We start from the raw sequence: 25,427 nt of genomic DNA, 5'->3' as shown, positions 1-25,427 counted from the left end.
TACGGTGACACCTGTGACGGCCGCGCTGCTGACCGACAAGTACGAACTGACGATGCTGGCGGCCGCGCTGCGGGACGGCACCGCGCAGCGGCGCACCTCGTTCGAGGTGTTCGCCCGGCGACTCCCCGAAGGCAGACGCTACGGCGTGGTCGCCGGCACCGGGCGCTTCGTCGATGCGCTGCGTGACTTCGTGTTCGACGACGCGGCGCTGAGCTCGCTGTCGGACTTCGTGGACGCGACCACCCGCGACTACCTGGCCGGCTACCGATTCAGCGGAGACATCGACGGCTACGCCGAAGGCGAGTTGTACTTCCCCGGATCGCCCCTGCTGTCGGTGCACGGCACCTTCGCCGAATGCGTGATCCTCGAGACGCTGGCCCTGTCGGTGTTCAACCACGACAGCGCCATCGCCTCGGCCGCCGCGAGGATGGCCTCGGCGGCCGAGGGCCGACCCATGATCGAGATGGGGTCGCGCCGCACCCACGAGCAGGCCGCCGTCGCCGCCGCCCGCGCCGCCTATCTGGCCGGCTTCGCCGGAACGTCGAACCTAGAGGCGCAACGCCGATACGGCGTGCCCGCCCTGGGCACCAGCGCGCACGCGTTCACGCTGCTGTACACACGGGCACCTGGCCCTGGTGATGAGCCCCTCGAGCGAAGAACATCCGAGTGGGAGAAGGCGGCGTTCCGCGCCCAGGTCGACGCGCTGGGTGCGCAGACCACGCTTCTGGTCGACACCTACGACATCACTGCCGGCGTGGCCAACGCCGTCGACGTGGCAGGTCCGCAGCTCGGCGCGGTGCGCATCGACTCCGGTGACCTCGGTGTGCTCGCCCGGCAGGTGCGCGCCCAACTCGACGGGCTCGGCGCCACGAACACCCGCATCGTCGTCTCCGGCGACCTCGACGAGTTTGCGATCGCCGCCCTGCGCGCAGAACCGGTGGACAGCTACGGCGTCGGGACGTCGGTGGTGACCGGATCGGGCGCACCGACCGCGGGCATGGTCTACAAGCTGGTCGAGGTCGACGGCATCCCGGTGGAGAAACGCAGCAGCCACAAGGAGAGCCACGGCGGCCACAAGGAGGCGGTCCGGTTGGCGCGGGCGTCGGGCACCGTGGTCGAGGAGGTCGTGTACCCGGCCGGCCGCCCGCCCGCCGACGTGGCCGGTCTGTCCGCACGGCCGTTGATCACCCCGCTGGTCCGGGCGGGGGAACCGGTCGCCCCGCCGGATCTGACCGCGGCGCGCGAACGTGTCGCCGCGGGTCTGAAGAGCCTGCCCTGGGACGGGCTGGCGCTCTCGCGTGGTGAACCGGCGATCCCGACCCGGATGGTCGCGCCCAGAACGTGGTGAAGAAGGACTGTCCCGCCTCTGTCGCCGAGCTGCTGGCCGCGGCCGTCGCCGCGGTCGGCGGCGCTGAACGGCCGGGCCAGGTGCAGATGGCCGAAGCCGTCGCGCGCGCCTTCGACGACAGCGAACACCTGGCCGTGCAGGCCGGCACCGGTACCGGCAAATCGCTGGCCTACCTCGTCCCGGCGATCGCGCATGCCCTGGCCGCCGAGGAGCCGGTGGTGGTGTCGACCGCGACCATCGCGCTGCAGCGCCAACTCGTCGACCGCGATCTGCCCCGCCTCGCCGACGCCCTGGCGCCCGTGCTCCCGCGCCGTCCGGAATTCGCACTGCTCAAGGGACGCGGAAACTATCTGTGCCTCAACAAGATCCACAACGGCAGCGCCGGTGCCGCCGACGAACCGGCGGACCGTCCGCAGGAGGAGCTGTTCGATGCGGTCGCGGCCACCGCGCTGGGTCGCGACGTCCAACGCCTCACCGCCTGGGCGTCGGACACCGAGACCGGTGATCGCGACGAGCTCAAACCCGGGGTCGCCGACCGGTCATGGGGTCAGGTCAGCGTGTCGGCCCGCGAGTGCATCGGGGTGGCCCGGTGCTCCTTCGGCGCCGACTGTTTCTCCGAGAAGGCGCGCGGCCGGGCCGGGGCCGCCGATGTGGTGGTGACCAACCACGCCCTGCTGGCCATCGACGCGCTCTCCGACGCCGCGGTGCTGCCCGAACATTCCGTCGTCGTCGTCGACGAAGCGCACGAACTGGCCGACCGGGTGACCTCGGTGGCCACCGCCGAATTGTCGGCCAGCGCGCTGGGCGTCGCCCAACGGCGGGCCGCCCGTCTGGTGGATCCCGAGATCGCACAACGGCTCGAGGCGGTCGCGGCCACGCTGATGTCGGCGCTGCACGATTCCTCACCCGGGCGCATCGATCGCCTCGACGACGAGCTCGCCACCTATCTGACGGCGCTGCGCGACGCCGCCGATCGCGCCCGCACGACCATCGACACCCGGCCGACCGATCCGAAAGCGGCCGCGGCGCGGGCCGAGGCCGTCACCGCGCTGTCCGACATCAGCGCCACGGCCTCCCGGGTGGTCGATTCGTTCGTCCCGGCCATACCGGAGCGCACCGACGTGGTGTGGCTCGACCACGAAGACGTGCGGGGCGCGACGAGGGCCGTGCTGCGGGTGGCGCCGCTGTCGGTGGCGGGCCTGCTGCGCACCCGGCTGTTCGACCACGCCACGACGGTGCTCACGTCGGCGACGCTGACCGTCGGCGGATCGTTCGACGCCATGGCCCGGGCCTGGGGTCTGGCCGAAACGACCTGGCACGGCCTCGACGTGGGATCGCCGTTCGAGCACGCCAAATCGGGAATTCTCTACGTCGCCGCGCATCTGCCGGCCCCGGGCCGCGACAGTACCGGCTCTGCCGAACAGCTCACCGCGATCGAGGAGCTGATCACCGCCGCCGGCGGGCGCACCCTCGGTCTGTTCTCGTCGATGCGGGCTGCCAAGGCGACCGCCGAGGTGATGCGCGACCGGCTCGACACCCCGGTGCTGTGCCAGGGTGAGGACGCCACGTCGGTGCTGGTGCAGCGGTTCGCCGACGATCCGGAGGTGTCGCTGTTCGGGACGCTGTCGCTGTGGCAGGGCGTCGACGTTCCCGGCCCGTCGCTGTCGCTGGTGCTGATCGACCGGATCCCGTTCCCGCGGCCCGACGACCCGCTGCTGACCGCACGCCAGCGGGCGGTCACCGCGCACGGCGGCAACGGGTTCATGGCGGTGGCCGCATCGCACGCAGCCCTGCTGCTGGCCCAGGGCGCGGGCCGGCTGCTGCGCCGCACCGACGACCGCGGCGTCGTGGCGATCCTCGACTCACGGATGGCGACCGCCCGCTACGGCGGATATCTGCGGGCGTCGCTGCCCCCGTTCTGGGCCACGACCGACACCGGCCGGGTGCTGGCCGCGCTCGAACGCCTCCGTGCCGACACCTGAGATCACTATCCTCGGAGCGAACCGTAGAGCGCGACGGCGAGCCGCCGGGCGATGTTTTCGGGAGGAACAGATGGGCCGACGGCAGCTGCTGGGCACGGTCGTCGCCGTGGCGGCAGGGTGGGCGGTGTTCTCCGCGACGGCCTGCACGACCACCTTGGCGGGCCGACCGGTCTCGGTGTTCGACGATCCGTTCCGGGTCGCCGGCATGGTGGCCACCGACGGGCCGACCGGACTGCGCCCGGACGCCGAGAAGCCGTCGCGCGAGGTGCGGGACACCGACGGCGGTGACATCGACCGGCTCGCGTCCTCGGCCCTCAGTGACGTCGAGGCGTTCTGGGCCGGCACCTACCCCCAGGTGTTCGGCCACGACTTCCGTCCGGTCGACGCCCTGATTTCCTGGGACTCGCAGGGGTTCGACGGCTACTTCTGCGGGAGCGACACTTACGACCTGGTCAACGCCGGCTTCTGCGACGCGGACAACACGATCGGCTGGGATCGCGGCGAGCTGCTGCCGGCCCTGCGGTCGGCCAATGGCGACATGGGCGTGGCGATGGTGCTGGCCCACGAATACGGTCATGCGATCCAGCATCAGGCCGGGTTCAACCCGCCGGATGTCCCCATCCTGGTGAACGAGCAGCAGGCCGACTGCTTTGCCGGTGCCTACATGCGCTGGGTGGCCGAGGGTGAATCGCCGCGCTTCACCCTCAACACCGGCGACGGTCTCAACGACGTGCTGGCCGCGGTCATCGCCTTCCGTGATCCGCTGTTCACCGAAGGTGACGCGATGGCGGGTATCGACGAACACGGCTCGGCGTTCGAACGGGTGTCGGCGTTCCAATTCGGCTTCACCGACGGGGTGGCGTCGTGTGCGGCGATCGATCTGCGCGAGATCGGCCAGCGCCGCGGAGATCTACCCGTGCTGCTGCCGGAGGATCAGACCGGCGAACTGCCCGTGACCGAGGACTCGGTGCAGTCCATCGTCGACGCGATGAACGTCGTGTTCTCCCCGGCCGCGCCGCCGAAGCTGGTGTTCGACGCCGCCGCGGCGAAGGACTGCCGGGACGCCCGGCCCAGCCCGCCGGTGTCCTACTGCCCCGACACCAATTCACTCATCGTCGATCTGGACGAACTGGAGGCGATGGGTGCGCTGAACGACGCGGGCGGCGACGGCCTGGCCGCGGGCGACAACACCGCGTACTCGGTGCTGATGTCGCGCTATCTGCAGGCCGTCCAGCACGAGAAGGGGTTGGTACTCGACTCCGCGGAGGCGGCGCTGCGCACCGCGTGCCTGACCGGTGTCGCGACCACCGAACTGTCGCAGGACATCACGACGCCGGGCGGCAACACCATCGCGCTGACCGCAGGCGACCTCGACGAAGCGGTGTCCGGCATCCTGACCAACGGCCTGGCGGCCAGCAATGTCAACGGCGACTCGGTGCCGTCGGGCTTCGCCCGGATCGACGCGTTCCGGATCGGCGTACTCGGCGATCAACAGCGCTGTCTGACCCGGTTCCCGTGAGCCGGCCTCAGATCATCTTGGTGGTGCCGTACCAGGCCAGCACCGCCTCGGACATGTCGGTCTCGTGGGTGAGCAACGCGTACGACCGGATGAACGACTGACCGACGCAACCGTCGATCTTGACGCGGAAGTTGCTCACCATCAGCCACGGCTGCGCGCCGGTGTACTCCTTCTCGCTGACCGGTACGACGTTGATCAAGCCGGGCTTGAGGCCGACGGTGATACCGCCGCCGATGTTTCCGCCGATGCCGGGCAGGATTCCGTCGGGCAACGGGGAGATGACATCGGTGCCGATCACGCCCAGCGACGGGTTGAGGCCGACGGTTCCGGTCAGCGCGACACCGTTGGATGTGCTCATGTCGATGCCGCAGCCGATCTCGTAGCCGACCTCGATCTGGCCGCTCGGGGGCTCGACATCCTCCGGTCCGGTCAGCGCGCCCCGGAAGGTCCCGCCCACGACGTATTCGCGCGAGGACAGTGCGGTGGTCAGCGGCGGAATCGCGGTCTGCGTCTCGTCCTCGGCCGACAGCGTCAGCGTCCAGCCGTCCGGGGTGTCGATGGTCGCCGGCGGGGTCGAGACGACCGCGCCGTCGGGGGCGGGCGGCGGTGCCGCCTCGGGTGCGGGCAGATCGGCGGCGGCGGGTTCGGCATCGGGTTGCGACGATCCGACCGCCGGGTCGATGCCGCCGAGGACACCCAGCAGAACCATCACCAGCGCGCCGCGGCGCAGCGTTGCCCGAACTTTCACGACCGTGCCTTCCCCGGACGAACCGGCGAAAACCAGCCGGACTGACCAGGAACCTACAATGCGGGTCGACGCCTGCGGGCAAGGTGCGGTAAATCGTCACCGGCGTCAGTGCGCTAGTCGCAGCGCATGCCCGGACTCCAGCGCCACCCACACCGCACCCTCGGGCCCCAGGCCCAGTCCATGCGGTTCGCTGCCCGGGGGTAAGTCGACGGTGACGACATCGCCGTCGTTGCTCACCCGGGCGATCTGGTCGGTGCCCCACAGCGTCACCCACACGCCGTCGTCGGGGTCGGCGAGTACCGCGTGCGGCCGCCCGGGCAGGTCCATCTCCTGCAGCGCGCCGTCGACCGGAATGCGCCCGAGCCGGCCCCCGGTGATCTCGGTGAACCACACGGCGTCGTCATGGCTGGCCGCGATGCCCACCGGCCCACTGTCCGGGTGCGGCAGGTCGCGCACGGTGAGCCCGTCGCGCGGATGGAGACGGCCGATCGCGTTGCGCCGGTTCAGGGTGAACCACAGCGCATCGTCGGGGCCGCGGGTGATCATCGCCGGCAGGTCGCCGACCCCCGGGTGCCTGCTGACCTCACCGTCGACGGTGATGCGCCCAACCGCGCCCGCGGCCGTCTCGGTGAACCACAGTGCGTCGTCGGGGCCCGCGCAGATGCCGTAGGGCGCAGCGCCCTCGGGCAGCGCGAACTCGCCGAGCTCGCCCGAGGGGGTGACGCGGCCGATCCGGTCGTCGCCGTTGCGGGTGAACCACATCGCGCCGTCGGCGCCCTGCGCGATCAGCGACGGCCGCGACCCGTCCCCCACCGGGATCCGCTCCACCGAACCGTCACCGTCGATGCGGGCCAATGCGCCGGCCTGCACCAGCGTCACCCACATCGCGCCGTCGAGTCCCGCCGCCAGCGCGTAGGGCCCGCCGTCGACCGCGATGGTCTGCGACCGGCTCACGCCAGCGTGACCAGACCCAATTCGTTGTCGGCGGCCAGCAGGCGGTGATGCGGAAGCACCCGCACGGTGTAGCCGACCGGCCCGGCCACCGGCAACGGTGTGCTCGTCTCGAAGATCTCCACGCCGCCGTCGGAGCTCGCGGTGTGGACCATCGGGATGGTGGTCGGCTCCACCAATGAATCGCCGTCGTCGACGCGGCCCAGCACCGCCTGCACCGACACCTCGTCGGGGCGCAGGCCGGCCAGCTGCACGGTCGCCGTCAGAGTCAGTTCCGAGCCGAGCAGCGGCGTGTCGGGCAATCCGGAGCTGTCCACCTCGGTGATCTCGATCTTCGGCCATGCCTCGCCCACCCGGCGCCGGTAGCTCGCCAGTTCACCGGCCGCACCGAAGGCGGCACCGTCGACCTCCGCCACCGTGCGGCGCAGCGACTGCGCCGCGGGCGCGTAGTACTTCTCGGTGTAGTCACGGACCATCCGCGAGGCCAGCACCTTGGGCCCGAGCACCTTGAGCGTGTGGCGGACCATCTCCACCCACCGCAGCGGCACCCCGTGTTCGTCGCGCTCGTAGAACTTGGGTGCCACCGACCGCTCGATCAGGTCGTAGAGGGCGGCGGCCTCGATGTCGTCGCGGCGCCCCTCGTCGGCCAGCCCGTCTGCGGTGGGAATCTCCCAGCCGTTCTCCCCGTCGAACCACTCGTCCCACCAGCCGTCGCGGATCGACAGGTTCAGACCGCCGTTGAGCGCGCTCTTCATCCCCGACGTGCCGCAGGCCTCGAGCGGGCGCAGCGGATTGTTCAGCCAGACGTCGCAGCCCCAGTAGAGCTGCCGCGCCATCGACATGTCGTAGTCCGGCAGGAAGGCGATGCGGTGCCGGACGTCGTGGCGGTCGGCGAACCGGACCACCTGCTGGATCAGCGCCTTACCGCCGTCGTCGGCCGGATGCGATTTGCCCGCGACGATCAGCTGGACCGGACGTTCGGGGTCGAGCAGCAACCGGGAGAGCCGGTCGGCGTCGCGCAACATCAGGGTCAGCCGCTTGTAGGTCGGAACTCGGCGGGCGAAGCCGATGGTCAGCACGCCGGGGTCGAAAGCGGTTGCGATCCAACCCAATTCGGCATCGGAAGCGCCACGTTCCAGCCAGCTGCGCCGCAACCGGGAACGGACGTCGTCGACGAGCTGACCGCGCAGCTGCGACCGGATCCACCACATGTGGCCCGGGTCCACCTCGTGCAGCCGCTCCCAGGTCTCCGGTTCGGTCAACGAGGCCAGGTCTTGGCTGCCGAGCAGTTCGCGGCCGAGCTCGAGCCACTGCGGGGCCGCCCACGTGGGTCCGTGCACGCCGTTGGTGATCGATCCGATGGGCACCTCACCGGGGTCGAAGCCCGGCCACAGTTCGTTGAACATCTCGCGGCTGACCCGCCCGTGCAGCAGGGAGACGCCGTTGGCCCGCTGCGCCAGCCGCAACCCCATGTGCGCCATGTTGAATTTCGAAGGATCGTCCTCGGCGCCGAAGGCCACGATCCGGTCGAGCGGCACACCGGGCAGCAGGCGGGATTCCCCCCCGGACGGCGGCTCGGCGGGCGGGCGCTCGTCGGCCGGGTCACCGGACGGATCGCCGGCCTGATCACCGAAGTACCTCTTGACCATCTCCACCGGGAACCGGTCGATACCGGCCGGCACCGGGGTGTGGGTGGTGAACACCGTGGAGGACCGCACCACCGTCAGCGCGGTGTCGAAGTCCAGGCCGGCGTCGATCAGTTCGCGGATGCGCTCCACGCCGAGGAAGCCGGCGTGGCCCTCGTTCATGTGGAACACCTCCGGAGCGGGCCTGCCCTCGATCTCGGTGAACGCGCGGATCGCCCGGACGCCGCCGATACCGGCCAGGATCTCCTGCTTGATGCGGTGCTCCTGGTCCCCGCCGTAGAGCCGGTCGGTCACGCCCCGCAGATCGTGCTCGTTCTCCGGGATGTCCGAATCGAGCAGCAGCAACGGAATCCGACCGACCTGCGCAATCCACACGCGGGCGTACAGCCGGCTGTCCTCGAGGTCGAGGTCGATCAGCGCCGGCCGGTCGGCGGCATCGGTGAGCAGCCGCAGCGGCAGACCCTGCGGATCCAGGGACGGATAGTTCTCGTGCTGCCAGCCGTCGGCGGTCAGCGACTGGCGGAAGTATCCGGATCGGTAGTGCAGCCCGACCGCGATGAGCGGTAGGCCCAGGTCCGAGGCGGACTTCAGGTGGTCGCCGGCCAGGATGCCCAGGCCACCGGAATAGTTCGGCAGCACCTCGGCCACCCCGAACTCCATGGAGAAATAGGCGATGCCGTTGGGCAGCTGCACGCCATCGGCGATCTGCTGCTGGTACCAGAGCGGGCGGGTCAGATAGTTGTCGAGATCCGAGGCCAGCGCGTCGAGCCGCCGCAGGAAACCCTCGTCGCCGGCCAGCTGGTCGAGCCGGGCCGGGGTGACGCCGCCGAGCAGCGCCACCGGATCGCAGCCGAGCCGTTGCCACAGGGCGGGGTCGATGTCGGCGAAGAGATCCTGAGTCGGTTTGTCCCACGACCAGCGCAGGTTCACCGACAGCCGCTCGAGGGCGGCGAGCCGGTCGGGTAGATGGGCGCGGACGGTGAACCGGCGCAGTGCTTTCACGCGGATTTACCTTACTGACTTCTCGGCTCGGCGCAGGCCGCTCCGGCCAGCCGGTCGCCTCGGCCACGAATCGGTCGGCCTTCGGTGGTTGGGCCGGACGCTGGTGTGGGTATAGGCCGCGGGAGAGGATGGAAGAGCTTCCCGCGGCAGTTCGGTGAATGCAGCCGGAACAGCGGGTTCCAACCGACAGTGCACCCGATTCAGGGGCCGCGCGCAACGACGCTCGTGGCTGCGCCGATCTAAGGAGTGGTGGTGGCCGGTCGTATCGGCATCGATGACGTCCAGCCCGTCGTATCAGGCGGAAAGTACCCGGCGAAGGCAGTGACCGGTGAGGTGGTGCCGGTCAGCGCCACGGTGTGGCGCGAGGGCCACGACGCCGTGTCGGCGACCTTGGTGGTGCGCTATCACGGGACGGCGTACCCGCAGTTGGCCGACGACCCGGCCGGCCGGGTGAAGACGCCCCCGGTTCCCATCGAGGACGTCATCGCACCGGCGCCGCGCAAGCGGCCTCAGGCGCTGCCGATGTCACAGGGCCGCACACCCGACGTCTTCCACGGTCAGTTCGTCCCGGATGCGGTGGGGTTGTGGACGTACCGGGTGGACGGCTGGGGAGACCCGATCGCGACCTGGCGCAAGGCCATCAACGCCAAGCTCGACGCCGGCCAGGGCGAATCCGAGCTCGACAACGACCTGCTGGTGGGCGCCAAGCTCCTCGAACGTGCCGCCGCGGGCGTGCCGCGCCAGGACCGCTATCCGCTGATCGAGGCTGCCGAACAACTCAGCCGGCCCGGTGACCCGTTCACCCGCGCGGCGGCCGCGCTGGCACCCGATGTCACCGAACTGCTCGAGCAGTATCCGCTGCGTGAACTGATCACCCGTGGTGACCAGTACGGCATCTGGGTCGATCGTCCGTTGGCCCGGTTCGGCTCGTGGTACGAGTTCTTCCCGCGTTCGACCGGCGGGTGGGACGCCAGCGGCAATCCCGTGCACGGCACGTTCGCCACGGCCACCAAGGCGCTCCCGCGAGTCGCGCGGATGGGGTTCGACGTGGTGTATCTGCCGCCGATCCACCCGATCGGAAAGGTGCACCGGAAGGGACGCAACAACTCCGTCACCGCCGCCCCCGGCGACGTGGGTTCACCATGGGCGATCGGCAGCGACGAGGGCGGCCATGATGCCGTGCATCCCGACCTGGGCACGATCGAAGACTTCGACGAGTTCGTGGCCGCCGCCCGCAGCGAAGGTTTGGAGGTGGCGCTCGACCTGGCGCTGCAATGCGCACCGGACCATCCGTGGGCCCGGGATCACCCGGAATGGTTCACCGTCCTGCCCGACGGGACCATCGCCTATGCGGAGAATCCGCCGAAGAAGTACCAGGACATCTATCCACTGAACTTCGACAACGACCCGGCGGGGTTGTACGAAGAGGTGCTGCGGGTGGTGCGGTTCTGGATCTCCCACGGGGTGAAGGTATTCCGCGTCGACAACCCGCACACCAAGCCGCCGAACTTCTGGGCGTGGCTGATCGGCCAGGTCAAGAACGAGGAACCCGACGTGCTGTTCCTGGCCGAGGCATTCACCCGGCCCGCTCGGCTCTACGGGCTGGCCAAGCTGGGTTACACGCAGTCCTACACGTACTTCACGTGGCGCACCTCGAAGAGCGAGCTCACCGAGTTCGGCCAGCAGATCGCCGAGCACGCCGACTACGCCCGGCCCAACCTCTTCGTCAACACGCCGGACATCCTGCACGAGAGCCTGCAGCACGGCGGTCCGGGCATGTTCGCGATCCGGGCGGTGCTGGCGTCGACGATGAGCCCGATCTGGGGGGTGTACTCCGGGTATGAGCTCTTCGAACACCGCGCGGTGCGGGAGGGCAGCGAGGAGTACCTCAACTCCGAGAAGTACGAACTGCGCCCGCGCGACTTCGACGCCGCGCTGGCCGACGGCGAATCGCTCGAGCCGTTCATCACCCGCCTCAACGAGATCCGCCGAGTCCATCCCGCGTTGCACGAGTTGCGCACCATCACGTTCCACTACCCCGACAACGACGCCATCCTGGCGTACAGCAAATTCGACCCGGTCACCGGCGATCAGGTGCTGGTGGTGGTGACGCTCAACCCGTTCGGGCCCGAAGAGGCCACGTTGTGGTTGGACATGGGCGCATTGGGCATGGAGCCCTATGACCGCTTTTGGGTGCGCGACGAGATCACCGGGGAGGAATACCAGTGGGGCCAGTCGAACTATGTGCGCATCGAACCCTCGAGGGCGGTCGCGCACGTGCTGAACATGCCCCAGATCCCGGCCGACCAACGGCTCAACCTACTGCGTAGGGAGTGACACGCATGACCAATTCGACCAAGCAGACCACCAGCCCGAATCTGCGACCGCACACCGCCGACCTCAACCGGCTGCTGGCCGGGGAGCATCACGATCCGCACTCGATCCTGGGCGCTCACGAATACGACGATCACACCGTCATCCGCGCCTATCGACCGCACGCCACCGAGGTGGTCGCGGTCGTCGGCGGGGACCGTCACGTGTTCACCCACCTCGAGTCCGGTCTGTTCGCCGTGGCGCTCCCGTTCACCGATCTTGCCGACTACCGGCTCGAGATCAGCTATGACCACGGCGGGGACCAGCCGCACGTGCACCGTACTGCCGACGCCTACCGCTTCCTGCCCACCCTGGGCGAAGTCGACCTCCATCTGTTCTCCGAGGGGCGGCATGAGCGGCTGTGGGAGGTCCTCGGGGCGCACCCACGGACCTACACCACCCCCGACGGCGAGGTGAGCGGGGTTTCGTTCGCAGTGTGGGCGCCCAACGCCAAGGGCGTCAGCCTGATCGGCGACTTCAACCACTGGGACGGCACCGAGGCACAGATGCGGGTGCTCGGCTCGACCGGGGTGTGGGAGGTGTTCTGGCCGGACTTCCCGATGGAGGGCCTCTACAAGTTCCGCATCCACGGCGCCGACGGGCAGATCACCGAGCGCGCCGATCCCATGGCGTTCGCCACCGAGGTGCCGCCGCAAACGGCGTCTCGGGTCACCCGCAGCGATTACCGCTGGGCCGACGACGCGTGGATGGCCCAGCGCGCGGCGCAGAACCCGGTGTTCGAGCCGATGTCCACCCTCGAGGTGCACCTGATGTCGTGGCGGCCCGGGCTGTCGTACCGGGAACTGGCCGACCAGCTGACCGAATACGTCCTGGAGAACGGGTTCACCCACGTCGAGATGCTCCCGGTGGCCGAGCACCCGTTCGGCGGATCGTGGGGCTATCAGGTCACGTCCTACTACGCGCCCACATCGCGGCTGGGAAATCCGGACGATTTCCGCTATCTGGTCGACCGGCTGCACCAGGCCGGCGTCGGGGTGATCGTGGACTGGGTTCCCGCCCACTTCCCCAAGGACGCGTGGGCGCTCGGACGATTCGACGGCACCGCACTCTACGAGCACGCCGACCCGCGCCGCGGCGAGCAACTCGACTGGGGCACGTACGTCTTCGACTTCGGTCGGGCCGAGGTGCGCAACTTCCTGGTCGCCAACGCGCTGTACTGGCTGCAGGAGTTCCACGTCGACGGCCTGCGCGTGGACGCCGTCGCATCGATGCTCTACCTGGACTACTCACGCCCCGAGGGCGGGTGGACGCCCAACATCTACGGTGGCCGCGAGAACCTGGAGGCCGTTCAGTTCCTGCAGGAGATGAACGCCACCGTGCACAAGGCCGTGCCCGGCATCGTCACCGTCGCCGAGGAGTCGACGTCCTGGCCGGGTGTCACCCGCCCGACGAACCTCGGCGGCCTGGGCTTCTCGATGAAGTGGAACATGGGCTGGATGAACGACACGCTGGCGTTCATCCAGCGCGACCCGATCCACCGCAGTTTCCACCACCACGAGATGACGTTCTCGATGCTCTACGCCTACAGCGAGAACTACGTCCTGCCGATCAGTCACGACGAGGTGGTGCACGGCAAGGGCACGCTGTGGGGGCGCATGCCCGGCGACGACCACCGCAAAGCGGCGGGGGTGCGTCAGCTGCTGGCCTATCAGTGGGCGCATCCCGGTAAGCAGCTGCTGTTCCAGGGCCAGGAGTTCGGCCAGCGCGCGGAATGGTCCGAGGAGCGCGGGGTCGACTGGTATCAGCTCGACGAGAACAGCTTCTCCGGGGGCATTCTGCGGATGGTCTCCGATATGAACCAGATCTACCAGGGTCGGCGTGCCCTGTGGTCGCAGGACACCAGCCCCCAGGGGTACTCCTGGATCGACGCAAATGATTCCTCGAACAACGTGTTGAGTTTCCTGCGCTATGGCGACGACGGCTCGGTCATGGCCTGCGTGTTCAATTTCTCTGGAGCCGAGCACAGCCACTACCGGCTGGGTCTGCCGCATGCCGGCACGTGGCGTGAGGTGCTCAATACCGACGCGACGTCCTACAACGGCGGTGGCGCGGGCAACTACGGCGCGGTGTACGCCACCGACGAGCCCTGGCATGGCCGCCCGGCATCGGCCGCGATGGTGCTGCCGCCGCTGTCGGCCCTGTGGTTCGAGCCGGTGTCCGAGGACGCGGCGGTCGAGCTGGAACCGGCGACCGACCCCCCGCTGTCGTAGCGGGGGGCGGCGGCGCCGCGGGTCAGTAGAGCGCGTTCGCGAGGTTGCGGCGGCCGGCGATCACCTCGGGGTCGGCCGGATCGAACAGCTCGAATAGCTCGATCAGCCGGGTCCGCACCCTCGTGCGCTCGTCGCCCGCGGTCCGCTTGACGAGCCCGATCAGCCGGTCGAAGGCCGCGTGGACCTGCTGTTGCAAGATCTCGACGTCGGCCGCGGCGAACGCCGCATCGATATCGCCCGGGGCGGCATCGGCGGCGGCCACGGCATCCGGGCGATGGGTCGTCGCACGCTGCAGGAAGGCGATCTGCCGGACCGCACCCTTGGCTTCGGCATGGTTGGGCTGGCCGTCGAGAATCGCCTGATAGGCCGCCAGCGCGGCGTCGAACTCGCCGTCGTCGAGCAGCTCGCGCGCCCGGGCGACCTCGGGATCGATCTCTTCTGGTTCGCCGGTGTCCGGTCCGCCGGCCAGCTTGCCCGCGGTGGCCTCGAGCAGCGAGTCGATCCAGCGGCGCAGCTGATCGGCCGGTTGCGGCCCCTGGAAGCTGGAGATCGGCTGCCCGCCGGCCAGGGCGACGACGGTCGGGACGGCCTGCACCCCGAACATCTGCGCGACGCGCGGGGTGGTGTCGACGTTGACCGTCGCCAGAGACCACTTACCGCGATCGGCGGTGACCAGATCGGCCAGCGTCTGCCCCAGTTCGACGCTGGCGTCGCTGCGAGGTGTCCAGAGCAGCACCACCACCGGAACCTGGGTGGAGCGGACCAGGACCTCGGCTTCGAGGTTGGCTTCGGTGACCTCGACACCGCCGGGTCCGCCCGGGGCGGCAGCGGAGTCGGCGGCCTCTGCCGCGGGTCGCTGTTTGAGAGCTGACAGATCAACGGCGCCGGCCAGCGCGGGCCCGATCGAAGGACGTGGACGTGTCACAGAGGCAAGTCTGTCACGTCGTTTCGGTGGCCGTCCGTCCCGGCCGAGCGACCAGCGGCGCGGCCCCGTGACGGCCCGCCCGCCCCGTCTTGTCGGCCCATATGAGGAAGATCACAGTACCCAGGGGGACGATGCTCGCGAGCAAAGCCAGCAACCACGTTCCGATCCCCCAGGCGAACCCGATCCCCGCGACGATCGCCACCACGACGAACGCCACGAAGACCCCGCCGTGGATCGGCCCGAAGACCTTCACCCCTACCTCGGTGCGCGGGCTGCCGAGATATTTGAAGTACATACCGGTCAGCAGGCCCACCCAGCTGACCGCCTCGAGGAGGCCGACGAGTCGGAGCCAACCGCCCCGGCTGCGGAGATCGAAAGCGCCAGTCATGGCGCCATTGTGCCTGAAGACCCGCCCGATTACTACGGGCCGTCGTAGAGGCGGTGGCGCCGTCAGCGGCGCAGGATCAACGCGTCGCCCTGGCCGCCGGCCCCACACAACGCGGCCACGGCGTATCCGGAGCCGCGGCGCTTGAGCTCGAGTGCCGCGTGCAGCGCGACGCGCGCACCCGACATCCCGATCGGATGGCCGATGGCGATCGCACCGCCGTTGACGTTGACCTTGTCCGGATCGACGCCCAGCTCCCTGGTCGAAGCCAGGGCCACCGCCGCGAAGGCCTCGTTGAGTTCGATCACGTCGAGCTGATCGACGCTGATGCCCTCGCGGGCGACGGCCTTCTTGACGGCGTTGGCCGGCTGCGATTGCAGGGTGGAGTCCGGTCCGGCCACCACGCCGTGCGCGCCGATCTCACAGAGCCAGTCCAGGCCCAGTTCCTCGGCCTTGGCTTTGCGCATCACGACGACCGCACAAGCGCCGTCGGAGATCTGGGAGGCCGAACCCGCGGTGATCGTGCCGTCCTTGCGGAACGCGGGCTTGAGGCCGGCCAATGAGTCGGCGGTGGTGTTGGCCCGGATCCCCTCGTCCTCGGCAAATTCGAGCGGGTCCCCTTTGCGCTGCGGGATGGACACCGGGACGACCTCGTCGGCGAAGACCCCGTCCTTCCACGCGGCGGCCGCGCGCTGGTGGGACTGCGCGGCGTACTCGTCCTGTTCAGCGCGGGTGAAGCGGTCCTCGTCGTTGCGCTGTTCGGTCAGCGCACCCATCGGCTGATCGGTGAAGACGTCGTGCAGCCCGTCGTAGGCCGTGTGGTCCACGGCAGTCACGTCGCCGTACTTGTAGCCGGCACGGCTGCCGATCAGCAGGTGGGGCGCCTGGGTCATCGATTCCTGACCACCGGCCACCACCACGTCGAATTCACCGGCGCGGATCATCTGGTCGGCCAGGGCGATGGCATCGATGCCGGACAGGCACATCTTGTTGATGGTCAGCGCCGGCACGTCCCAGGGGATCCCGGCGGCGACGGCAGCCTGACGGGCCGGCATCTGGCCCGCGCCGGCCGTCAGCACCTGGCCCATGATCACGTATTCGACAGCCGACGGCTCGACCCCGGCCTTCTCGAGGGCGCCCTTGATGGCGATCGCACCGAGATCGCTGCCCGAGAAATCCTTCAGCGAGCCCATCAGTTTGCCGACCGGCGTGCGCGCGCCAGCAACGATCACCGACACCGAATCATTGGCTGCCATCACTACCTCCATGGGGGTTTCGGGGGGCTCCGCGGCGGCTATCCATTTCCCGACGTTTCGGAACCGATGTCGTTAGGTTACCTTTGCGATATGACTGCCGAGCAAATTGACGCCCGTCCAGTACTGGCCACCGCCCTGGTGACCGCCGTCGACCACGTCGGCATCGCGGTGCCCGATCTCGACGCCGCGATCAAGTGGTATCACGACCACCTCGGGATGATCGTCCTGCACGAGGAGATCAACGATGAGCAGGGCATCCGCGAGGCCATGCTGGCCGTGCGCGGCGCGCCGGTCGGCAGCACCCAGATCCAGCTGATGGCGCCGATCGACGACGAATCGACCATCGCGAAATTCCTCGACAAGCGCGGGCCGGGTCTGCAGCAGTTCGCCTACCGCGTGAGCGACATCGAGGCCCTCAGCGACCGCCTGCGCGAGCAGGGCGTGCGGCTGATCTACGACGCTCCGCGACGCGGAACCTCGAATTCACGCATCAACTTCATCCATCCCAAAGACGGTGGCGGCGTGCTGATCGAACTCGTCGAACCGGCCGCTGAGGCACATTAGGCGTCATCGGGACCGCATCAGGACCATTTCCTGGTCGGACCGCGGGTGCCGCGGCGGGCCCAGCACGGGCTGTGCCAATGCCTGCGGTCGTCGGCGGCCGCGTCCCCGCCGTCGGCCGGCCACACCACGAGATGCGGTGTGCCGAGCGCGATCTGATGATCACAGCCCGGGCAGCGGTAGAGCTTGACCGCCCGCGCACCCGCGATCGGCCGCACCTCGTATTCGTAGCCATCCGGGCCGGTCTCCACACGCCGCCCGGCGAACGCCGGCGGCAGCGGACGCGACCGCCGCGGCTGGGGGCGGCGCCTGGGCATCACCCCAGTGTAGGTCCTCAGAACAGCCGGAACTCGTTGCTGTCCATTCCGCGCATCTGATCGTAATCAAGTGTCAGACAACGGATTCCGCGATCAGTAGCGAGCGTGCGCGCCTGGGGCTTGATCTGCTGGGCGGCGAACACGCCACTGACGGGGGCCAGCAGGGTGTCCCGATTGAGCAGTTCGAGATACCGCGTGAGCTGCTCGACGCCATCGATCTCCCCGCGCCGCTTGATCTCCACGGCCACCGAACCGCCGGTCGCATCGCGACACAGCAGGTCCACCGGGCCGATGGGGGTCATGTACTCGCGTCGCACCAGCGTGTAACCCTCACCCAGGAGTTCGACGTGCTCGGCCAGCAGCTTCTGCAGGTGCGCCTCGACGCCGTCCTTGACCAGGCCGGGATCGACGCCGAGTTCGTGGCTGGAGTCGTGTTCGACGTCTTCGACGGTGATCCGCAGCTGTTCGCCGGCCTTGTTCTCGACGACCCAGATCGGATGCGGATCTCCGGATTCCTCTTTGAGCCAGCAGGGCGGGCTCATCCAGTTGAGCGGCTTGTAGGCGCGGTCGTCGGCATGCACGCTCACCGACCCGTCGGCTTTGAACAGCAGCAGCCGCCGGGCCGAAGGCAGGTGGGCGGTCAGCCGGCCGACATAGTCGACGGTGCACTGGGCGATCACGAGGCGCACCCGGACAACCATAGGCGCTGGGCCCGGCGCACCCTAGGCTGACGTCACCATGAACGCCACCAAGAGCGTCCCGCAACGACTGGGCCGTGTCCTCGAACGGGTGACGCGGCAGAGCGGTCGGCTGCCCGACACTCCCGACTACGGTTCCTGGCTGCTGGGCAGACCCGACGAGGATCAGCGCCGCCGGCGCATTCGCATCCAGGTCATCCTCACGTTCTTCCTGATCTTCACGAACCTGTTGGGCATCGGCGTCTCGCTACTGCTCAACGCCGTGGCCATCCCGGTGCCCAGCGTGTTCACCGATGCACCCGCATGGCTCACCTGGGCCGTCGTGCCCGCTTACATGCTGCTCGCGCTGCTCTTCGGCACCGCGTGGATCACGTCGCGGACGGTGAACTCGTTGCGCTGGTCCATCGAGGAGCGCACCCCCACCCGAGCCGATCAGCACAACGTGTTCCTGGCGCCCTGGCGGGTGGCCAAGCAGGCGCTGTTGCTCTGGGGCATCGGCACGGTGCTCCTGACGGTTCTCTACGGTCTGCACGACTCGGCGTTCATCCCGCGGTTCCTGTTCGCCGTCGGCTTCCCCGGCATCGTGGTCGCGACCGCGTGCTATCTGATCACCGAGTTCGCCCTACGACCCGTCGCGGCGCAGGCACTGGAGGCCGGGCGGCCACCGCGCCGGTTGTCCCAAGGCGTGATGGGCCGCACGATGACGGTGTGGCTGCTCGGCTCCGGGGTGCCGGTGCTGGGCATCCTGCTACTCGCGGTGTTCTCACTGTCCCTGCAGAATCTCAGCGCCACCCAGTTCGGCGTGGCGGTGATGATCATCGCGATCGTGGCCCTGGTGTTCGGCATGGTCCTGATGTGGTTGCTGTCCTGGCTGATCGCCACCCCGGTGCGGGTGGTGCGGTCCGCGCTGAAGAACGTCGAACGCGGCGACTTCGATTGCGAGCTGGTGGTTTTCGACGGCACCGAATTGGGCGAACTGCAGCGCGGATTCAACTCGATGGTGCACGGTCTGCGGGAGCGCGAACGGGTACGGGATCTGTTCGGCCGGCACGTCGGCCGTGAGGTCGCCTTGGCCGCCGAGCAGCAACAGGTCGAGCTCGGCGGCGAAGAGCGCCATGCCGCAGTGATCTTCGTCGACATCATCGGCTCGACCCAGATGGTCACGAGCCGGCCGGCCGCGGAGATCGTCGAACTCCTCAACCGGTTCTTCGCGGTGATCGTCGACGAGGTCGACCGTCATCACGGCCTGGTCAACAAATTCGAGGGAGATGCCGTGCTCGCCGTGTTCGGGGCGCCCGTCGCACTCGACAACGCCGAGGACGAGGCGCTGGCCGCCGCGCGGGCGATCGCCGCGCGACTGGCCGACGAGGTGCCCGAGTGCAAAGCCGGCATCGGAGTCGCGGCCGGGACCGTGGTCGCCGGAAATGTCGGCGCGAAGGAACGTTTCGAGTACACCGTCATCGGCGAGCCGGTCAACGAGGCGGCTCGGTTGTGCGAGCTCGCCAAGACCGCGCCCGACCGATTGGTCGCCTCGTTCGAGACGGTCGACAACGCGACCGAGAGCGAGCGGGCGAACTGGACGCTCGGGGACACCGTCACACTGCGGGGCCATGATGAGCCGACCCGGCTGGCGCTGCCGGTCTGACGCGGTCCACGTCACAGCCCAAGGTATGTGATACCAGCCGTCACGGTAACTAAACTCGACGGTATGAGTGAGGGCCTGCTGCAGATCGAGGACTGCCTCGACGACCGGGGCGCCATCGTGCTGCCGCCGGGCGTCACCCTGATCTCGCTGATCGACCGGAACATCGCCCACGTGGGTGACGCGGTGGCCTACCGGTACCTCGACTACACCGCCGGGCAGGACGGCCGGGCCGCGGAACTCACCTGGGACCAGCTCGGCCGCCGGATCAGGGCCATCGGCGCACGGGTCCAGCAGCTGTGCGACCGCGGCGACCGGGTGGCGATCCTCGCGCCCCAGGGGTTGGACTACGTCGCCGGTTTCTTCGGGGCTGTGAAGGCCGGCGCCATCGCCGTACCGCTGTTCGCCCCCGAACTGCAGGGACACGCCGAACGTCTCGACACCGCGCTGCGCGACTCACGCCCGCGCGTCGTGCTCACCACCACGGCCGTGCGCGGTGCGGTCGTCGACCACCTCTGCACCGTCAATCCCGACATCCGCGTGGTGGTGCTCGACGAGATCCCCGATACCGACGGTGACGCCTTTGCTCCGGTGGTGCTCGATGTCGACGACGTCTCCCACCTGCAATACACCTCCGGAGCGACGCGCGCGCCCGTCGGCGTGGAGGTCACCCATCGGGCCGTCGGGACCAATCTGATCCAGATGATCCTGTCCATCGATCTGCTCGACCGCAACACCCACGGCGTCAGCTGGTTGCCGCTGTACCACGACATGGGCCTGTCGATGATCGGCTTTCCCGCCGTGTACGGCGGCCATTCCACGCTGCTGTCCCCCACCGCCTATCTACGCCGGCCGCAGCGCTGGATCTCCGCGCTGTCGGACGGCTCCCGCCACGGACGCGTGGTGACGGCCGCGCCGAATTTCGCCTACGAGTACACCGCTCAGCGCGGTCGGCCCGCCGCCGAGGACGACGTCGACCTGAGCAACGTCGTGATGATCGTCGGATCCGAACCGGTCAGCATGGCCGCCATCCGGACGTTCAGCGCCGCCTTCGCGCCCTACGGTCTGCCGCCGACGGCGATCAAACCGTCCTACGGCATCGCCGAGGCGACGCTGTTCGTCTCGACCATCGCACCCGACGCCGAACCCCGTCAGACGTTCTTCGATCGCGCCGCGCTGACCGACGACCGGGCGGTCGCCGTCGCGCCGGACAGCGACCGCGCCGTGGCGCACGTGCCGTGCGGGCAGATCGCGCGGTCCCAGTGGGCCGTCATCGTGGACCCCGACGGCGCCGAAGTGCCCGACGGGCGGGTGGGCGAGATCTGGTTGCACGGGGACAACGTCGCACGGCGGTACTGGGACCGCCCGACGGAGACGCGGGAGAAATTCGGCGCCGTCCTGCGATCGCGACTCGCTGCGGGCAGCCACGCCGCCGGCGTCCCGGACGGGGCAGGCTTCTTCCGGACCGGCGATCTCGGGGTGTTCGTGGACGGCGATCTCTACGTGACCGGCCGAGTCGCCGATCTGATCGTGCTCGACGGTGCGCACCACTATCCCCAGGACATCGAGAAGACCGCGGCGGACGCGTCGCCGATCGTGCGGGCGGGATACGCGACGGCATTCACGGTGCCCGATGGGCGTCTGGTGATCGTTGCCGAACGTGCGTCGGGCACTCGGCGCGTGGATCCGGAACCGGAGCTACAGGCGATCCGCGCGGCCGTCGCGGCCCGCCACGGGCTGGTGGTCGACGATGTCCGTCTGGTGCCGGCCGGCGCCATTCCGCGCACGACGAGCGGCAAGCTGGCCCGCCGGGCCTGCCGCGACGGCTATCTCGCGGGCACCTTCGCGGGCGTGATCAGCACTCCACGACGTTGACCCCGACCTGGGCGGCCAGCCCTCCGAGTGCGGTCTCCTTGTATTTGTGACTCATGTCGAGTCCGGTGACGCGCATCGTCTCGATGACCTCGTCGAGGCTGACCCGGTGGGTGCCGTCGCCGCGCAGCGCCATCCGCGCCGCGGTGATCGCCTTGTTGGCCGAGATCGCGTTGCGTTCGATACACGGGATCTGCACCAGCCCGCCGATCGGATCGCAGGTCAGCCCGAGGCAGTGCTCCATCGCGATCTCGGCGGCGTTCTCCACCTGTTCGGGCGTGCCACCGAGGATCTCGGCGAGGGCACCCGCGGCCATCGAGGCCGCCGATCCCACCTCTCCCTGACAGCCGACCTCGGCGCCGGAGATGGACGCCCGCTGCTTGTACAGCGATCCGATCGCGCCGGCGGTGAGCAGGAACCGCACCGCGACGCGGTCGCGATCGGCCTGCCCGGCGGCGGTGTAGTGCTCGGCGTAGTGCAGGACCGCGGGAATGATGCCGGCGGCGCCGTTGGTGGGTGCGGTGACGACCCGTCCGCCGGAGGCGTTCTCCTCGTTGACCGCCAGGGCGATGAGGTTGACCCAGTCCTGCGCGAAGAGCGGATCGCGATCGGGGTCTTCGGTGCGCAGGCGCTGATGCCAGCCGTGGGCCCGGCGGTGCACCGCCAACGCGCCCGGCAGATCGCCGGTGCGTGCCATGCCGTTGGCGGCACAGTCGGCCATCACGTCGCGAAGGTGCAGCAGTCCCGCGGTGATCTCGGCGCGGGGTCGCAGCGTCGATTCGTGGGCGAACATGACGTCGCTGACCGGTAGATGATGGCGGCGGGTCAGTTCGAGGAGTTCCGCAGCGCTGCTGAACGTGTAGGGCGACGGAGTCTCGGCGGTTGCGGTCTCGGGTTCACCGTCGGTCACGACGAAGCCGCCGCCGACCGAGTAGTAGGTCCGCTCGAGTGCGACGGCGCCGGCGTGTCGGGCGGTGAACGTCATGGCGTTGGGGTGACGGGAGAGCATCTCGGTGGGACGACGGACGATGTCGGCGCTGCTCAACCGGATGGACGATCGACCGTCGAGGCGGATCTCACCGGTCGCGCGCTGGCGGGCGAGCGTCTGCTCCATCTCGTCCACCGTCACCGCGTCTGGCTGTAGCCCCTCGAGTCCGAGCATCATCGCGGTGAAGGTGGCGTGTCCGTCGCCGGTGGCCGCGAGCGATCCGTACACCGTCACGTCGAGACCGTCGACGACGGAGAGGAGATTCTGTCGGCGCAGGTCTGCGGCGAACGTGGCCGCCGCACGCATCGGTCCGACGGTGTGGGAGCTCGACGGGCCGATACCGACGGAGAAGAGGTCGAAGACGCTGACGGTCATGGGTCGCTCCGGGGATCGGCGTCCGACGGTGATGTCGAACGGCTCGCTGTGGCCCCTCCCCGCTCTGTCCGTGGGACCTGAGAGATTGGCGGCCGACGCAGGCGGCTGCGGTTCACCTTCGGTAAGCGCGGAGCGCTTTCTCCAGAGTTGCCTCGTCGCAGCGGTACTGGTGCCTGAGAGATTCCCGGGGAGGACATTGCTCCTACGGCGCCCACCTCGGTGGGTTCTCCCGCTGCGCGTCGGTGGCGTGTGCAGTTGTATCCGTCATCAAATCACAGGTCCGCGCGGTGGACCACCATGTCGGATTTCCGCCAGTGCTGTCGGTGGCCGGGTGTAAGTGTGGACATCGTGCACGACGACTTCGACCGCTGCTATCGGGCCGTTCAGTCCAAGGACGCGCGATTCGACGGCTGGTTCGTCACGGCGGTGCGCAGTACCGGAATCTACTGCCGCCCGAGTTGCCCGGTCCGGCCGCCGTTCGCCCGCAACATACGCTTCTTCGCCACGGCGGCGGCCGCTCAGGCCGAAGGTTTCCGCGCCTGTAAACGATGCCGGCCCGACGCGTCGCCCGGTTCGCCGGAGTGGAACGTCCGGGGTGACGTCGCGGCGCGGGCGATGCGCCTGATCGCCGACGGGGTGGTCGACCGCGACGGAGTGACCGGGCTGGCGGCGGGGCTGGGCTACACCTCCCGCCAGCTACAGCGCATCCTGCACGCTGAGGTCGGGGCGAATCCGTTGGCGTTGGCGCGGGCGCAGCGCGCGCAGACCGCCCGGCTGCTCATCGAGGCCACCGAGCTGGCATTCTCCGACGTCGCCTTCGCCGCCGGTTTCGCCAGCATCCGCCAGTTCAACGACACGGTGCGCGCGGTGTGCGATCTGACCCCCACCGAACTTCGCCGCCGGGCCCGCGGGCGGACGGTGAACACGTCGGTCGGACCCGGTCCGATGTCGTTGCGCCTGCCGGTGCGGACGCCGTTCGCCTACGAGGGTCTGTTCGGCCACCTCGCGGCCAGCGCCGTCCACGGGGTGGAGGAATTCCGGGACGGCGCATTTCGCCGCACATTGCGGTTGCCCCACGGCAGTGCGGTGGTGAGCCTGACGCCGCAGCACGACCACGTCGGCTGTCGGTTGTATCTCGACGATCTGCGTGATCTGACCAGTGCGATCGCCCGCTGCCGGCGGTTGCTCGATCTCGATGCCGATCCGGAGGCGGTCATCGACGCGCTGTGCGAGGATCCGGCGCTGGCCGCACTGGTCGCCAAGGCACCCGGTCAACGGATCCCGCGCACGGTCGACGAGTCCGAGCTCGCGCTTCGGGTGGTTCTCGGCCAGCAGGTCTCGCTCAAGGCGGCGCGCACCCATGCCGGCCGGCTGGCCGCCAATTACGGCCGGCCCGTCTCGGATCCCGTCGGCGGTCTGACACATGTGTTCCCCAGCGTCGAACAGCTGGCGGAGATCGACCCGGCGCATCTGGCACTTCCCCGCGCCCGGCAACGGACCGTGGTCGCGCTCGTGGGCGCCCTGGCCGCCGGCGAGGTCGAGCTCGGCCCCGGTAGCGACTGGAACGCAGCGCGCGAGCGACTGCTCGCGGTACCGGGCATCGGCCCCTGGACCGCCGAGGTGGTGGCAATGCGCGGCCTCGGCGATCCCGACGCCTTCCCGGTGGGAGACCTCGGCGTGCGCGCCGCAGCGCGGGCGCTCTCGCTGCCCGACGACATCCGCGGGTTGACCGAGCGTAGTTCGGCGTGGCGACCCTGGCGCGCCTACGTCACACAACACCTGTGGACGGCGCTCGATCACGCGGTCAACGACTGGCCGCCGAAGGAGACGATGTCATGAGCATGTTCTTCCGGACCGTGGACAGTCCCGTAGGCCCGCTGACGCTGGCCGGACGCGACGGCCGACTGATGCATCTGCGGATGGTCGATCAGACCTACGATCCGAACCGCACCGGCTGGTCGCGCGATGATGGCATCTTCGACGATGCGGTCGCCCAGTTGGCGGCGTACTTCCGCGGCGAACTCACCACATTCGATCTCGAACTGGAGTTGACGGGAACAGCGTTTCAGCGCCGGGTATGGGAGGCGCTTTTGACGATTCCGTACGGCGAGACCCGCTCCTATGCGGAGATCGCCCGCAAGATCGGGGCGCCGGGTGCGTTCCGGGCGGTGGGGCTGGCCAACGGCCACAATCCCGTCGGCATCATCGTCCCGTGTCATCGCGTGATCGGGGCGAACGGCAGCCTCACCGGATATGGCGGTGGACTCGACCGCAAGCGACTACTGCTCGCATTGGAAAGAATGGCGAATTCGGCGACTCCGACCCTATTCGACTGAAACCAATTCCCTTCGAACACATATGAAAAAGCCTCGGCCCCCAACCGAAGTCGGGGGCCGAGGTGAAAGGGTGTTCGGCGGTGTCCTACTTTTCCACCCGTGTGGGTAGTATCATCGGCGCTGGCAGGCTTAGCTTCCGGGTTCGGGATGGGACCGGGCGTTTCCCTGCCGCTATGGACCGCCGTAACTGTATTCACTCGTTTTTGAGTGATCCCCCGTGGTGGGGGAAGTGTTTTTTGGTGGTGGGGTGTGAATCGTGGTTGATTCTGGTG

General features: G+C 69.0%; 19 protein-coding genes, 1 rRNA gene and 1 riboswitch. Of the genes, 10 read left to right on the top strand and 10 right to left on the bottom strand.

All coding sequences use genetic code 11. The annotated features are described in order from the left end of the window. The first annotated feature begins 13 nt into the window (after positions 1-13). The 3 genes from ACN27E_RS25725 (at position 14) to ACN27E_RS25715 (ending at position 4,849) form a co-directional block, all read left to right on the top strand. On the top strand, positions 14-1,348 hold the full coding sequence (locus ACN27E_RS25725; protein WP_422745853.1) for a nicotinate phosphoribosyltransferase: 1,335 nt from the start codon (positions 14-16) through the stop codon (positions 1,346-1,348). Beyond that, positions 1,345-3,330, top strand: coding sequence for an ATP-dependent DNA helicase (locus ACN27E_RS25720; protein WP_422750131.1), 1,986 nt, complete (start codon positions 1,345-1,347; stop codon positions 3,328-3,330). The genes ACN27E_RS25725 and ACN27E_RS25720 overlap by 4 nt, the downstream gene beginning before the upstream one ends. A 70-nt stretch (positions 3,331-3,400) precedes the next feature. Beyond that, complete coding sequence (locus ACN27E_RS25715) at positions 3,401-4,849, top strand: neutral zinc metallopeptidase (protein ID WP_422745852.1); 1,449 nt, start codon at positions 3,401-3,403, stop codon at positions 4,847-4,849. Between the two features lie 7 nt (positions 4,850-4,856). On the opposite strand, the gene ACN27E_RS25710 is transcribed toward ACN27E_RS25715, so the two are convergent. The 3 genes from ACN27E_RS25710 to glgP all read right to left on the bottom strand — a co-directional run bounded on the left by ACN27E_RS25710 (position 4,857) and on the right by glgP (position 9,196). Then, positions 4,857-5,558 carry an MspA family porin gene (locus ACN27E_RS25710; RefSeq protein ID WP_422750129.1) on the bottom strand — a complete coding sequence of 234 codons (702 nt, stop codon included), beginning with the start codon at positions 5,556-5,558 and terminating at the stop codon, positions 4,857-4,859. A 144-nt stretch (positions 5,559-5,702) separates the two neighbouring features. Further along, positions 5,703-6,551 carry a virginiamycin B lyase family protein gene (locus tag ACN27E_RS25705; protein ID WP_422745850.1) on the bottom strand — a complete coding sequence of 283 codons (849 nt, stop codon included), beginning with the start codon at positions 6,549-6,551 and terminating at the stop codon, positions 5,703-5,705. Further along, positions 6,548-9,196 (bottom strand): alpha-glucan family phosphorylase, encoded by a 2,649-nt coding sequence (glgP, locus tag ACN27E_RS25700; protein ID WP_422745849.1) that lies wholly within the window; start codon positions 9,194-9,196, stop codon positions 6,548-6,550. Before glgP ends, ACN27E_RS25705 begins: the two co-directional genes overlap by 4 nt. 252 nt (positions 9,197-9,448) lie before the next feature. Here glgP and ACN27E_RS25695 point away from each other — a divergent pair, with 252 nt between their 5' ends. Then, complete coding sequence (locus tag ACN27E_RS25695) at positions 9,449-11,533, top strand: alpha-1,4-glucan--maltose-1-phosphate maltosyltransferase (protein ID WP_422745848.1); 2,085 nt, start codon at positions 9,449-9,451, stop codon at positions 11,531-11,533. 5 nt (positions 11,534-11,538) lie between these two features. Then, positions 11,539-13,800, top strand: a complete 2,262-nt coding sequence (glgB, locus tag ACN27E_RS25690) for a 1,4-alpha-glucan branching protein GlgB (protein ID WP_422745846.1) — start codon at positions 11,539-11,541, stop codon at positions 13,798-13,800. A gap of 22 nt (positions 13,801-13,822) precedes the next feature. Here the strand turns inward: glgB and ACN27E_RS25685 are convergent, their stop codons facing one another. The 3 genes from ACN27E_RS25685 to ACN27E_RS25675 all read right to left on the bottom strand — a co-directional run bounded on the left by ACN27E_RS25685 (position 13,823) and on the right by ACN27E_RS25675 (position 16,366). Beyond that, a complete protein-coding gene (locus tag ACN27E_RS25685) occupies positions 13,823-14,725 on the bottom strand; it encodes a tetratricopeptide repeat protein (protein ID WP_422745844.1) in 903 nt (300 codons plus the stop codon). Between the two features lie 13 nt (positions 14,726-14,738). After that, positions 14,739-15,113, bottom strand: a complete 375-nt coding sequence (locus ACN27E_RS25680; protein ID WP_422745843.1) for a DUF3817 domain-containing protein — start codon at positions 15,111-15,113, stop codon at positions 14,739-14,741. Between the two features lie 62 nt (positions 15,114-15,175). Next, positions 15,176-16,366 (bottom strand): acetyl-CoA C-acetyltransferase, encoded by a 1,191-nt coding sequence (locus tag ACN27E_RS25675; protein WP_422745841.1) that lies wholly within the window; start codon positions 16,364-16,366, stop codon positions 15,176-15,178. 90 nt (positions 16,367-16,456) lie between these two features. On the opposite strand from ACN27E_RS25675, the gene mce reads away from it, so the two are divergent. Then, entirely contained in the window at positions 16,457-16,930 is a 474-nt protein-coding gene (gene mce, locus ACN27E_RS25670) for a methylmalonyl-CoA epimerase (RefSeq protein WP_422745840.1), read from the top strand. 17 nt (positions 16,931-16,947) lie between these two features. Here mce and ACN27E_RS25665 read toward each other — a convergent pair whose 3' ends face one another. Together ACN27E_RS25665 and nucS are read right to left on the bottom strand one after the other, a co-directional pair. Then, positions 16,948-17,244: a hypothetical protein gene (locus ACN27E_RS25665; RefSeq protein WP_422745838.1), complete on the bottom strand. Its 297-nt coding sequence runs from the start codon at positions 17,242-17,244 to the stop codon at positions 16,948-16,950. A gap of 17 nt (positions 17,245-17,261) precedes the next feature. After that, positions 17,262-17,933 (bottom strand): endonuclease NucS, encoded by a 672-nt coding sequence (gene nucS / locus ACN27E_RS25660; protein WP_422745836.1) that lies wholly within the window; start codon positions 17,931-17,933, stop codon positions 17,262-17,264. Between the two features lie 49 nt (positions 17,934-17,982). Here nucS and ACN27E_RS25655 point away from each other — a divergent pair, with 49 nt between their 5' ends. After that, positions 17,983-19,587 carry an adenylate/guanylate cyclase domain-containing protein gene (locus ACN27E_RS25655; protein WP_422745835.1) on the top strand — a complete coding sequence of 535 codons (1,605 nt, stop codon included), beginning with the start codon at positions 17,983-17,985 and terminating at the stop codon, positions 19,585-19,587. Between the two features lie 63 nt (positions 19,588-19,650). Further along, the gene (locus ACN27E_RS25650; RefSeq protein ID WP_422745833.1) at positions 19,651-21,459 is read left to right on the top strand and encodes a fatty acyl-AMP ligase; all 1,809 of its coding nucleotides are present in this window, start codon (positions 19,651-19,653) and stop codon (positions 21,457-21,459) included. Here the strand turns inward: ACN27E_RS25650 and ACN27E_RS25645 are convergent. Then, the gene (locus ACN27E_RS25645) at positions 21,440-22,819 is read right to left on the bottom strand and encodes an L-serine ammonia-lyase (protein WP_422745832.1); all 1,380 of its coding nucleotides are present in this window, start codon (positions 22,817-22,819) and stop codon (positions 21,440-21,442) included. The genes ACN27E_RS25650 and ACN27E_RS25645 overlap by 20 nt on opposite strands. Before the next feature lie 151 nt (positions 22,820-22,970). Further along, positions 22,971-23,061, bottom strand: a riboswitch (glycine riboswitch). Between the two features lie 106 nt (positions 23,062-23,167). On the opposite strand from ACN27E_RS25645, the gene ACN27E_RS25640 reads away from it, so the two are divergent. Both ACN27E_RS25640 and ACN27E_RS25635 read left to right on the top strand, forming a co-directional pair. After that, a complete protein-coding gene (locus ACN27E_RS25640) occupies positions 23,168-24,658 on the top strand; it encodes an AlkA N-terminal domain-containing protein (protein ID WP_422750127.1) in 1,491 nt (496 codons plus the stop codon). Further along, positions 24,655-25,155: a methylated-DNA--[protein]-cysteine S-methyltransferase gene (locus ACN27E_RS25635; RefSeq protein WP_422745830.1), complete on the top strand. Its 501-nt coding sequence runs from the start codon at positions 24,655-24,657 to the stop codon at positions 25,153-25,155. The genes ACN27E_RS25640 and ACN27E_RS25635 overlap by 4 nt, the downstream gene beginning before the upstream one ends. Positions 25,156-25,227: 72 nt before the next feature. On the opposite strand, the gene rrf is transcribed toward ACN27E_RS25635, so the two are convergent. Then, positions 25,228-25,341 (bottom strand): 5S ribosomal RNA (gene rrf / locus ACN27E_RS25630). Positions 25,342-25,427: the final 86 nt, after the last annotated feature.

Origin of the sequence: Mycobacterium sp. WMMD1722, assembly GCF_049315205.1 — a bacterium.
In the GTDB taxonomy this organism is placed as follows: domain Bacteria; phylum Actinomycetota; class Actinomycetes; order Mycobacteriales; family Mycobacteriaceae; genus Mycobacterium.
The sequence above is the reverse complement of the archived record's forward strand: the minus strand, read 5'-3'. Positions and strand labels throughout refer to the sequence as shown.